Source organism: Streptomyces sp. NPDC059564, assembly GCF_042735575.1.
In the GTDB taxonomy this organism is placed as follows: Bacteria; Actinomycetota; Actinomycetes; order Streptomycetales; family Streptomycetaceae; genus Streptomyces.
Window position 1 is genome coordinate 1 of the sequence record NZ_JBHWBP010000244.1, and the last position, 11,615, is coordinate 11,615.

The 11,615-nt window shown below is 73.1% G+C and carries 10 protein-coding genes; 2 read left to right on the forward strand and 8 right to left on the reverse strand.

Going from position 1 to position 11,615, the window contains the following annotated elements; all coding sequences use genetic code 11:
* Window positions 1-85: 85 nt before the first annotated feature.
* The 6 genes from ACFV0Q_RS29765 to ACFV0Q_RS29790 form a co-directional block, all read right to left on the reverse strand.
* The gene (locus ACFV0Q_RS29765) at window positions 86-535 is read right to left on the reverse strand and encodes a MoaF N-terminal domain-containing protein (RefSeq protein WP_385009460.1); all 450 of its coding nucleotides are present in this window, start codon (window positions 533-535) and stop codon (window positions 86-88) included.
* Window positions 536-609: 74 nt separating this feature from the next.
* Window positions 610-1,476: a tyrosinase family protein gene (locus tag ACFV0Q_RS29770; RefSeq protein WP_385009461.1), complete on the reverse strand. Its 867-nt coding sequence runs from the start codon at window positions 1,474-1,476 to the stop codon at window positions 610-612.
* Window positions 1,477-1,516: 40 nt separating this feature from the next.
* Complete coding sequence (locus tag ACFV0Q_RS29775; protein WP_385009462.1) at window positions 1,517-1,972, reverse strand: tyrosinase family oxidase copper chaperone; 456 nt, start codon at window positions 1,970-1,972, stop codon at window positions 1,517-1,519.
* Complete coding sequence (locus ACFV0Q_RS29780) at window positions 1,969-3,525, reverse strand: FAD/NAD(P)-binding protein (protein ID WP_385009463.1); 1,557 nt, start codon at window positions 3,523-3,525, stop codon at window positions 1,969-1,971. Before ACFV0Q_RS29780 ends, ACFV0Q_RS29775 begins: the two co-directional genes overlap by 4 nt.
* Window positions 3,526-3,579: 54 nt before the next feature.
* On the reverse strand, window positions 3,580-4,575 hold the full coding sequence (locus ACFV0Q_RS29785; protein WP_385009464.1) for an ABC transporter permease: 996 nt from the start codon (window positions 4,573-4,575) through the stop codon (window positions 3,580-3,582).
* Between the two features lie 58 nt (window positions 4,576-4,633).
* Window positions 4,634-5,437 carry a class II aldolase/adducin family protein gene (locus ACFV0Q_RS29790; protein WP_385009465.1) on the reverse strand — a complete coding sequence of 268 codons (804 nt, stop codon included), beginning with the start codon at window positions 5,435-5,437 and terminating at the stop codon, window positions 4,634-4,636.
* 383 nt (window positions 5,438-5,820) lie between these two features.
* Between ACFV0Q_RS29790 and ACFV0Q_RS29795 the strand changes: the two genes are divergently transcribed.
* A complete protein-coding gene (locus tag ACFV0Q_RS29795) occupies window positions 5,821-6,762 on the forward strand; it encodes an NAD-dependent epimerase/dehydratase family protein (RefSeq protein ID WP_385009466.1) in 942 nt (313 codons plus the stop codon).
* A gap of 71 nt (window positions 6,763-6,833) precedes the next feature.
* Entirely contained in the window at window positions 6,834-10,244 is a 3,411-nt protein-coding gene (locus tag ACFV0Q_RS29800) for an aminotransferase class I/II-fold pyridoxal phosphate-dependent enzyme (RefSeq protein WP_385009469.1), read from the forward strand.
* Window positions 10,245-10,254: 10 nt separating this feature from the next.
* Here ACFV0Q_RS29800 and ACFV0Q_RS29805 read toward each other — a convergent pair whose 3' ends face one another.
* Window positions 10,255-10,824, reverse strand: coding sequence for a toxin (locus ACFV0Q_RS29805; RefSeq protein WP_385009467.1), 570 nt, complete (start codon window positions 10,822-10,824; stop codon window positions 10,255-10,257).
* Window positions 10,821-11,276 carry a helix-turn-helix domain-containing protein gene (locus ACFV0Q_RS29810; protein ID WP_385009468.1) on the reverse strand — a complete coding sequence of 152 codons (456 nt, stop codon included), beginning with the start codon at window positions 11,274-11,276 and terminating at the stop codon, window positions 10,821-10,823. Before ACFV0Q_RS29810 ends, ACFV0Q_RS29805 begins: the two co-directional genes overlap by 4 nt.
* Between the last annotated feature and the right edge of the window lie 339 nt (window positions 11,277-11,615).

Below are 11,615 nucleotides of genomic sequence, written 5' to 3' on the forward strand. Positions count from 1 at the left end.
CCACCCCCCTTGGGGTCTTCCCCCCCGGGTACGGGGGGCGGGCGGGGCCGCCCGCCGGCCCCCCGCCCCCGCCCCACCGTGCCGGTCAAGAAGAGACGCGCTCGAGCGTCGCGGTGTGCAGCTCGCCGGCGCGGCCGCCGTCGGGGGTGGCGTACGTCCAGTAGACGCTGACGGTGCCGCGGCCGAGGTCCATCACGTGGCTGACCGTCATGCCGGAGGCCTCGACCCAGTTGACGAAGTAGAGGCCCTCGCCGACGGCGCGCACGGAGAGCGCCTCGCGGCCGCTGTGGCCGGCCATCGGGCCTTCCAGGGCGGTCCAGTCGAGGGTGGTGCCGTCGGCGGAGTAGGAGTTGCGCAGGACCGCGCCGTTGTCGAGCGTGAGGACGTACGTGTGGCCCGCGAAGGCGGGGGCGGAGGCGGCGGCCGGAGCGGCGGCCGGGGCCGCGGGTGCGGTGGCGGCCTGCGCGGACGGGGCGCCGGCGAGGGCGACGATCGCGGCGGCGGCCAGGGCGGGGACGGTGGTACGGAGGCGCATGGCAGTTCCTTCTCGGTGGGTGGGACGGGGTGTCGCGGGGACGTGCGGCGGGCGCCGGTGCGGGCCCGGGCGCGTCATTCGGCGTAGGTGTAGAAGCGGGTGTGGTCGAGCAGTTCGGAGGGCCGGACCTGCCACGGCGCCATCGGCTCGTCGAGGCTGATGACCCGGCCGTGCTGGGGATCGCCGGCGGGCACCGGGCGGCGCGGCTCGTAGACGGCGCCCGGGTGGCGGCGCTGCCAGCGCGCCCAGATGAGGTCGATGAAGGTGTGGTGGAGCCAGAAGACGGGGTCGTTGGGCGAGGTCCCGCCGGTCATCTGGCCGCCGACCCACAGGTGGACCCGGTTGTGGTTGTGCCAGCCCTCCTTCTCCCCGACGGTCCAGCCCTCGACCTTGTTGCGGAAGCCCGCGGTGGTGGAGGTGGAGTCCCAGGGGGCGCTGTCGTAGACCGGGTCCCCGATGGCCCACTCCAGTTCGGCGGGGGTGGGGAGCGCGACCGGGTCGGCCGGGCGGCCGAAGCTGCGCATCAGGTACTTCTCCTCGGTGACCCCCACGTTCACGGGCCAGTTGCCCGCCTCGAAGGCGAAGGGGCCCGTCATGACCCGGTTGTCGCCGGTGCGGCCGTCGCCGCCGAGGAAGTCGTCGGTCCACGGGGCCGAGGAGGGCGACTGGTCGGCCGTCCAGTCCCAGTACGGCAGGGTCACCTTCGGGTCGACGCGCTGGAGGGCGCGCTCGAACTCCAGGAGGTACTGGCGGTGCCAGGGGAAGAAGGAGGGGGACATGTGTCCCACCCGCTGTCCGCCCTCTCCGTCCGAGACGAAGTACTGGCCGTGCAGGCGGACGAACTCGTCGTAGACGCCGCGTCGTTTGACTTCCAGGACGGCGCCCACGAACCGCGCGCGCTCGTCGGGGTCGAGGTCCTTCTGGTTCTTGCGCGTGTACACGTGTGCTTGTTCCTCGTCTTCGTATGCGTCTTCACGGCGGTCAGTGGTGGTGCAGTGCGGTCGTCGAGAGCTGGGCGGTGCCGATCTCGTCCACGGCCGCCCGCGCCACCTCCAGCGGCGTCGGGAACGACTGGTAGTGGTTGACGAGGCTCAGGTACGTGCCGTCGGCGCGGCGCATGACGTGCAGCGGGCGGCCGTCGATGCTGATCTCGATGCCCGGTCCGGAGGCCGGGGCGGCGGCCGTGCGGGCGACGGCCCGGCGCACGGGGGCGGGGGTGGTGGGTCCGCCCTGGATGCGCCGGCCCCGGTACACCTCGTCGAAGGTCCCGGCCGGTACGGGGGCGGCCGGACCGGGGGCGCCGGCCGCGGGAGCTCCGGGGGCGGGGTCGGCCAGCACGATCGGGGCGACGGCGGCGCTGGTGCCGACGACGACCGCCGTGGTCAGGGCGGCCCGCATCATGTCCCGGCGGGTGATGGGCGCGGTACGGGTGGTCATGCGCGGGTCTCCTGGGGTGTGGTGGGCGCGGCCGGTGCCGCTGCCGTGATGTCCTCCACGACGGCCCGGACTATGTCGTCGGCCCGTTCGAGGACGGAGGGCATGCCGGAGGTGAAGAAGAGGGTTCCGGCGCCCATGTCGCCGATCGCGTGCATCCGCCGGTGGGGCCGTCCGGCGCCCACGGCGCGGCTGGTGGACGGCTCGATGCGCAGACCGCCGTACGGGTGGTACTCGCCGATGCCGTCCTCGACGAGCGAGTCGACGAAGGGGCGGGCCCGCTCGGGCACCCGGTGGGAGGGCGCGCTGACGGCGTTGATGACGAAGTCGCTCTCGTATTCCCCGAGGTCGGCGGCGATGTGGAACCCGGAGTCGGCGAGCGGCTTGACGTTCCACAGGCCGCCCGTGACGCGGAGCCTCCCCGCCTCGTGCAGGCCGAGCAGCTTGCGGGCGTTGGCCGGGGGCATGGGGCAGCACAGGCTCATCACGGCCCGGTAGTGGTTCTCGCGGATGAACTCCTGGTCCTCGGCGCGCAGCAGCGTCCAGGCGTCCGGGCCGCTCTCGGGGACCACGTGCTGCATGACCCGCAGACCGACGTCGGCCCCGTCGATGCCGTCGTACTGGCGGCGCAGCCGCTCCAGCGGGGTTTCCTCCCCGAGGGAGAACACCTCGGCGAGCACCACCGACGGGTCGGCCCCGTGCCCGTCCAGCTCCCGTGCCAGGAGGTCGAGTACGTCGCCCAGCCCGATCCGGCCGTCGTCGCCGAGCGCGGCCGCCGCGTGCAGGGCGGCGGGGGTGAAGTGGGCGATCTCGGGGAAGACGGGCCGCTGCCGGACGGCCGGGAGGGCGCCGTTGCGGGAGGCCATGGTGATCCGGCCGCGGTGGCCGTGGGCCGCGAGGGAGACCACGGCGTCGACGGCGGCGAGGCCTGTGCCGAGGACGGTGACGTCTGCGGTCTCCGGGACGGCCGCCACGGTGTCGCGCAGCGGGTAGGGGTCGCCGAAGTAGCCCTGGTTCCCGGCCAGTTCGTAGTGGTCGGCGGGGCGGCCCGCGCCGACGGCGCAGACCACGTAGTCGAAGGTGTGCACCTGGCCGTCGCCGGTGGTCAGCACCACCTCCTGGCCCGCCTCGCGGGCGGCGACGACGGCGTCCCGGGCGATCCGTACGGGCCAGCCGCCGAGGGAGAGCTCGCCGACCGCGTTCTCGGCGGTGCGTTCCAGGTAGCTGCCGAAGATCCAGCGGGGCGGGAAGTAGCCGTCGGCGGCGTAGTCCCCGGCGCCGTGGTCGAGTCCGGTCTCCCCGAGCCAGCGCAGGAAGTCGTCGGGGTCGCCGGCGCGGGCGCTCATCTCCGCCGGGATGATGTTGGCGAGGACCGCGTCGGTGTCGTGCTGGTAGGCGCGTCCGCGCCAGAGGTTGCCCGAGGGCTCGAAGACGGTGACGGTGCCGCGTCCGCGGCCGGGGGTCCGGGACAGCCGGTCCAGCAGGCAGACGGCGGCGGCCCCTCCTCCGACCAGGGCGATGCGCGTCGGCGGGCGGTCACTGGTGTGCTTGTTCATGGTCACCCTTCACGAGAGGAGTCAGTCAGGAGGGGCGCGCTGCCGTCCGTCCGGTCAGTGCGCGGAGGCGGGCTGCGCGCTGGTGGCGGCCGCGCCCTGCGGGGCCGCGGGGGCGGGGCGGCGGCGGGAGCTCGCGTAGAGCAGGCCGAGGCCGATCAGCGCCCAGACGGCGAGGACCAGGACGGGTCCGCCCGCGCCCGCGCCGTCGAAGGGGCCGGCCGTGCGCAGCAGCGTGGCGCCGGCGCCGGCGGGGAGGAACTGGCCTATCGCGCCCAGCGGCTGGGGCAGCATCTCGGGGGCCGAGGCGAGGCCGGAGAGCGGGTTGCCGACGACGAACATCAGCACGGCGCCGATGGCGATGCCGGGCGGTCCGATCAGCGAGCCGAGGCCGGTGATCACGGAGACCATGGCCAGCTCCAGCAGGGCCACGATGGCGGCGTTGACGAAGTAGTTGCCCGGCAGCACGCCGCTGAAGTGCGTCAGCATCAGGGAGCTGAGCAGGCCTGAGACGACGGCGAAGCCGACGACGCCGAGGAGCTTGGCGCCCGCGCTGCGGACCTTGAGGACGAAGAGCAGGCCCGCGATGACGGCGGTGATCAGCAGGGGCAGGAAGCCCGTGGACAGGCCCGCTCCGTGCGGGTCGTCGGCGTCGGCGGGGACCACGTCGGTGACGCGGACGGGTCCGTCGGCGAGTTCCTGTGCCTGGCCGGTGAGCGCCTGTGCGACGGCGGGCGAGGCGGCCGAGGCGAGGTGCAGCTCGAACCCGCCGGCGGTGGGCAGGAGGGCGCCGTAGGCCTCGCGGTCGCGCAGCGCGGCGTCGGCCTCTTCGGCGGTGGCCGCGCTCGTGATCTCGTACGCGCCGGGTGCGGCCTCGCGCAGCCGGTCGGTGAGCTGGTCGGCGCCCTGGGCGGCGACGACCAGGACGGGCACGTCGCGGGGTTCGGCGCGGGACGCCGACCACGAGAACCAGCCGCCGATGACGAACTGCACGATCGCGACGATGACGAGGATGGTGCGCGCTTCGGCGCGCGGTGAGGCAGTCGAACTCATGAGGGGCTTCCTGGGATCTGGTGCGGACGGCCGGTCTGCTCCTGGGCGCGGCGGTGGGCTACTCGTCGAGCAGATCGGGCTGTTCGGCCGTGATCTCGTCCCACATGATCTGGAAGCTGTAGCGGCCGAGCTGCTCGTCACCGAATCCGTCGCGGGCCAGCAGGGCCTGCTCGTGGGACATCGGGACGGGGCGGCCCGCGGCGAGGGCGAGCAGCTGGACCTGGGCGCAGCTCTCGTAGGTGAAGAACCAGTGGACGGCCTCTTCGAGGGAGCCGCCGACGGTGATCAGGCCGTGGTGGCGCAGCAGCATGGCGCGCTTGGCGCCGAGGCGGTCGGCGATGTCCTGGCCGTGCTCGATCTTGATGGCCGGGCCCTCGTAGTCCCCGTAGAGGACCTGGTCCTGGTAGAAGGCGGCGGATTCCTGGTCGTAGGGCTCCAGCAGGCGTTCCAGGGCGCCGAGGGCGCGGGCGTGGACGGTGTGGCCGTGGGCGATGGCGTTGGCCTCGGGGCGCTCGTGGATCTTGGAGTGGATCGTGAAGGCGCTCGGGTTGACCTTGCCGGTGCCGTCGACGACCCGGCCGGTGGCGTCGACGCGGATCAGGTCGGCGACGCGGACGCGGTTGAAGGAGACGCCGAACGGGTTGACCCAGAAGGTGTCCAGGTCCTCGGGGTCACGAACCGAGATGTGGCCGGAGATGCCCTCGGCGTAGCCGGCCTTGCCGAACAGGCGCATGGCGGCGGCGAGGCGCTGCTTGCGGTGGCGGCGCTCCTCGTCGGCGGAGGCGAAGACCGGGTCGGCCGGGATGGGCAGGCCGGTGTGGGTGTCGGCGAGGAAGGCTTCCTGCGCGGTGGTGGTGGACACGTCGTTGTCTCCTGGAGAGTCGGGTTCGGGCCCCGCCCGCCTCCGGTCCCCCCGCCCTGCGAGCGGGCATGGCGAAGCTCGCTGCGGGTAGGGGGATTTTGCCGAAACCCCAGGTCAGTCGGGGTTCGGCGCCATGGGAGGGCGTCAGCTCCTGCACCTGAATCCTGTCCCACGGCAGGGGCTGTTTTCGGCCTCCGGAGGCGCTCCACGGCTTCATAAGCGTGCGATTCACGTTTGCGCAGCGGGCCGGATTGCGGACATAGCGTCACAGAACAGGTCCATGGGGTGCCGCGCGGGCGAGAGTGCGTCAACTTCCGTCCGAGACCGGCTGTCCGTACGGGTCGCGCTGGGGCCCGTACGAGGCCTCGCGCTAGTGTTCACACGTGAATCTTCATGTCGTCATAGGGTTCGGGCCCGCCGGGGCGGCCACCGCCCGGCTGCTGGCCGATCGGGGTCACACGGTCAGGGTCGTCACCAGAACGGGCCGCCCCGCGGAGCCCGGAATCGAACACGTAGCGCTGGACGCGTCGGACCGCGAGCGGCTGACCGAGGCCGTACGGGGCGCGGCCGCCGTGTACAGCTGTGCCGCACCGCCCTACCACCGCTGGGTGGCCGAACTTCCCCCGCTGGCCGCGTCGGTCTGCGCGGCGGCCGAGGCCACCGGGGCCGTCCTGGTCCTCCTGGGCAACCTCTACGGCTACGGTCCGGTCGACGGTCCCCTGACCGAGGAGCTGCCGCTCGCGGCGACCGGCCCCAAGGGCAGGGTGCGCGCCGCCGTCTGGGAGCAGGCCCGGAAACTGCACGAAGAGGGGCGCGTCCGGGCGGTCGAGGTGCGCCCGTCGGACTTCTTCGGTCCCGGCGTGACCGACGGCGGGCACCTGGCCGCGCGGGTCCTGCCGCGGCTGCTGAGCGGCAAGTCCGTCTCCACCCTCGGGGATCCGGACGCCCCGCACAGCTGGAGCTACCTCCCCGACGTGGCCGATGCGCTGGTCGAGGTCGCGGGGGACGAACGGGCCTGGGGCCGGGCCTGGCACGTCCCGACCGAGCCCGCGCTGTCGGTGCGGGAGATGGTCGGCCGGATGGCCGCCCAGGCGGGCACGGCGCCGGTCTCGGTGCGCGGGCTGCCGCCGACCGTACTGGGCGTCGCTTCGGTGTTCTCACCGCTGATGCGCGAACTGAAGGAGATCCGCTACCAGTTCGACCGCCCGTTCACGGTCGACTCCAGCGCCTACGAAGCCGCCTTCTCGGTCCGGGCCACGCCCGTCGACGAGCAGGTCAAGGCGACGGTGGACTGGTGGCGCGAGCGCCTCACCACCGGCGGGTGACACCGGTGACCGAGAAGGACCACACGAGGGGTCCGGCGGGCGCGCGACGCGATGACGTCGCGATCGTGGGCATGGCCTGCCGGTTCCCGGGCGCGCGGAACGTGAACCAGTACTGGCGGCTCCTGACGGATCCGCGGGCGCAGTTCTCCACCATCCCCGACTCGCGGTGGCGCGCCGCGAACTTCCTGTCCGACAGTCTCCGTGACATGTCCTCGACGGCCACGGACACCATGGCGCTGCTGCCCGACGTGGGCCACTTCGACGCGGCGCACTACGGCATCCCGCCCCGGCGGGCCCGGTCGATGGATCCGCAGCACCGGCTGCTGATCGACCTCGCCCGGGAGGCCCTCCAGGACGCGGGCTGGGAGACCGAGGGCTTCGACCGCGAGGAGACCTCCGTCATCACCTCGCTCACCGAGAGCGGCTACCGCGAGCTGAGCACCCTGCACGTGCGGATGCGCCAGCTGACCGGCGGCGAGTTCGGGGCCCGGGCCACCGACCCCCAGTGGGCGGAGACGGTCCGCGCGGTCGACGGGCTGCACGGCACGTCCGTGGCCGGACTGCTGCTGAACATGGGGCCCAACACGATCAGCTCGGTCTTCGACCTGCACGGCGAGAGCTACGCGCTGGACGCGGCCTGCTCGGGCGGGCTCATGGCCGTGGCCAACGCCGTCTTCGCGCTGCGCGCGGGCCGCAGCCGCATCGCGCTCGCCGGTGGCGCCCAGCTCATCCTCACCCCCGACCTGCTGGTGGGACTGAGCCGGATCGGCGCCATCTCGCGCAGCGGCCGGTGCCTGCCCTTCGGCGCGGAGGCCGACGGCTTCGTGCTGGGTGAGGGCGCCGGGGTCCTGGTGCTGCGGCCGCTCGCCGACGCGCAGGCGGCCGGTGACCGCGTGTACGCGGTGATCCGCGGCGTGGGAACGGCCAACGACGGGACCGTACAGGGCGGTATGCACCCCCAGGCGGCCGGTCAGCTGCGCGCCCTGCGCCGGGCCTACCGCGACGCGGACCTGGCCCCGGACGCGGTGGAGTACCTGGAGGCGCACGGCACCGGAACGCGGGTCGGCGACCCGGTCGAGGTGGGCGTCCTGCGCGAACTGCGCGGCGAGCACGGCGCGCCCGCCTACCTCGGCGCGGTCAAATCCGTGGTCGGGCACTCGCTGAACGCCGCGGGGATCGCCGGACTCGTCAAGACCGTACTGGCCGTGCAGCGCGGGGTGATACCGCCGCAGCCGGAGTTCGCGCTGGCCGAGACCGCCGCGCTCGACGCGGCCCGGCTGACGATACCCACGGCCCCGACCCCGTGGCCGCGGTCCGCCGGGCCGCGCCGGGCCGGGGTGAGCGCCTTCGGCTTCGGCGGCACCGGCGTCCACCTGGTCGTGGAGCAGGGACCCGCTGCGGCCGTCCGACCGGAGCCGGACGGGCAGCCGCAGCTCCTGGTGCTCAGCGCCCGCGACCGGCCCGGACTGGCCCGCCACGCGCGGGAACTGGCGCAGGCCATCGCCCGCGACGAGCTGCCGCTGGCGGGGGTCGCCGGCACCCTGGCCCGCCGGACCCCCTTCACGGAACGGCTGGCCCTGGTGGCGCGGGACGCCGCCGACGCCGTGACCCGGCTGACCTCGGCGGCCGAGGCCGTGGAGGCCGGCCGCACCGGTGAGCTCGGGCCCGGGCAGGCGGTGGGCACGGCCCAGACCGGCGAACCCGCGGAAGTCGCCGTACCGGCGCCGGGGTCCCTGCCGGCCGGGGAACGCCGGGCCGAGTTGGAGCGCCTCGCGGTACGCGCGGTCACCGGCCCGGGCCTGCGTCCGCTGATGGAGCGGACCCCTCCGTACACCCTGCCGCCCAGTCCCCTCGCCCCGCGCCACCACTGGGTGGTGGACGAGTCGGCCCGCGAGGCCGGCTACGAGCCCGGTCCCGCGGAGCCGCCGAGGACCGGGCCCGCGGTGGCGGAGCCCCTGGCGGCCGAGGCTCCCGACCCCGGCGCCGCGTACGCCGCCTCGGCCGCGTCCGTCGTGTTCGAAGCGGTGTCGCGGACCGGCGTGTTCCCGCTGTCCGACCTGAGCGCGCGGATGACGCTGGTCGCCGATCTCGGTTTCGACTCCCTGATGCTCCAGGAACTGGACGTGATCATCGGCCAGCGGGTACGGGGCTTCTCCACCGACGAGGTGTTCAAGCCCGGCCTGACCATCGAACGGCTCATCACCCTGGTCGGAGCCCACATGAGCGGGCCGCCCGACCCCGGGCAGTCCCCGCCGCCCCGGGCCCGGTGGGACGCCGACACGGCGTCCGTGGACACGTTCCCGGAGGTGGGGCAGTTCGAGGAGCAGCTCGGCGTCATCAAGGGCAGCGGCGCGGACTTCCCGTACTTCCGGGTCCACCAGGGCACCATCCGCGACACGACGGTGATCGGCGACCGCGGGTACCTGTCCTTCGGCAGCTACAACTACCTCGGGCTGTCCGGCCATCCGGCGGTCACCGAAGCCGTGCACCGGGCCGTCGACCGGTACGGGACCTCGGTCTCCGCGAGCCGGGTGCTCTCCGGCGAACGGGACCTGACCGTACGGCTGGAGCGGGCGCTCGCCGATTTCCTCGGCGTCGGCGACTGCCTGGCGCTGGTCAGCGGCCACGCCACCAACGTCACCGCGATCGGACACGTCGTCGGCGTCGGGGACCTGGTGCTGCACGACTCGCTCGCGCACGACAGCATCCTTCAGGGCTGCGCCCTGTCCGGGGCCGCGCGGCGCCCGTTCGCGCACAACGACACGGACCGGCTGGAGCACCTGCTGCGGGTCAACCGGTCCCGGTTCCGGCGGGTGCTGATCGTCGTCGAGGGCGCGTACAGCATGGACGGCGACCTGGTCGACCTGCCCGCCGTCATCGAGCTGAAGAAACGGTACGGCGCCCTGCTGATGATCGACGAGGCGCACAGCATCGGCACCGTCGGCGAACACGGCCGCGGCGTCGGCGAGCACTTCGGCGTCGACCGGTCCGGGGTGGACCTGTGGATGGGCACCCTCTCCAAGGCGTTCGCCAGCTGCGGCGGTTACCTCGGCGGCTCGGCCCGGATGGTGCGCTGGCTGCGCCACACGCTGCCCGGCTTCGTCTACAGCGTCGGCCTGACCCCCGCCAACGCGGCCGCGGCGCTGGCCGCGACCGAGCTGATCACCGCCGAACCGCAGCGGGTACGCGCGCTGCGGCGCAACGCGGAGCTCTTCCTCTCCCTGGCCGCCTCGGCCGGTCTGGCGACGGGCTCCAGCTCCGGCACACCGATCGTCCCCTGCCTCCTCGGCGACTCGGCGAGGACGCTGCGCGTCGCGGACCGGCTCTTCGAGCGGGGCGTCATCGCCGATCCGATCTTCCACCCGGCCGTCGAGGAGGGCCTGTCCAGGCTGCGGTTCTTCGTCACCAGCGAGCACCGCGAGGAGGACATCCGACGGGCGGTGTCGGTCCTGGCCGAGGAGGTGGCGGCCGCCGGGGGATAAAGGGCTCATGTCAGAACAGGGTGCGTTCGATCCGGCTGAGCATGTCGGTCTTCCCGGGCGCCCCCGCGTCCGCGGCCGGGGCCGCGTCGGGGTCTTCGCCGGCGCCGCCCAGCCGCTGGGAGAGGAGGTAGGCGATGACCTCCGCCTCCTGTTCCTGGACGTCGTCGTAGGTCGCGCGCAGGAGCATGTCGCGTACGAGGTCGGGATCGAGGTTGGGGAAGAGGAAGCGGGCGCTCGCCTCGTCCAGCCAGCCCGCCCCCCGGTGGCAGCAGATGATGTGGCCCAGCTCGTGCAAGATGATGTGCTCCTGATGCGCGCTGGTGGTGTTGGCGTCGTAGAAGATCAGGTCCTCGTCACGGGCCGCGACCCACATGCCGCAGGGCTGCGAGGCGGGCATCTGCATCGGGACCAGGGTGATGGGCCGTTCGCGGATCTCGCCGAGGTAGCGGCAGAGTTCGGCGACGTCGGCCCCTTCCGGCAGGTCGAGCTCGGCGAGCCGCCGTACGCCGTCCTTCCGGAGCTTCTTGAGCTGGTTGCGGCGGTCCTGGTCGGCCGACCGGCCCTTCCCCGCGAACCTCACCCGGGTTCCGAAGTGTCCGTGCCGGGGGCGTCCGTGACGGGCGGCAGGCCCTGGAGCTGCCGGTACTGGTCCATGATCGCCGTGATGGCCTGGAGGTTCTCCTTCTTCATCCCGGCCGCGCGCATGGCCACGGAGCGGACTCCGGCCTGTCGCAGCGCCTCGATGGCGGCGACCTCGCTCAGCACGGACTCGGCGACCTTGTCGTCGAAGAAGTAGGCGACCGAGACGCCGAAGAACCGGGCCAGGGCGGCCAGCAGGTCCGGCGAGGGGTTGGAGCGCTTGCCCGTCCGCAACTGCGACAGGTAGACGCCACCGGCCTTGAGTTCGGGGTTGGCACGCTTCAGTTCCTCCGCCACTTCGGCGTTGGTCCAGTGCTTGCCCTTGGGACGAACCGTCTTGAAAAGGTTGTCCAGACGCACTGCCAGCACGGGCCGTTCATCATCTTCGGACACCGCGAATCTCCCTTCCTTCACCTCCTCGGCATTGCCCACAGCTATTTCCCAGTTTTGCAGATTAGCCGTCAGTTGACAATCTGCCGAGATTCCGCCACCGTGGACCTCGCCGATAGCTGTCAGTTAACTTCGCTTACGGGGGTAGCCGAGTTGACCGCCTGTCACGTCGGCTCGGTTCGTGCCGGCCCTCGGGGGATGAGGGCCGGCCGGCCGGGGGGTACCACGGGGGAACACGGGGGAATGAAAAACCCGCCCGGCCTGACGGGGGCAGGCCGGGCGGGAGTTCAACAGGCTTTTCCGAGCTTAAGGTAGACGGACGCGTCCTTGGTGAGCCAGGCG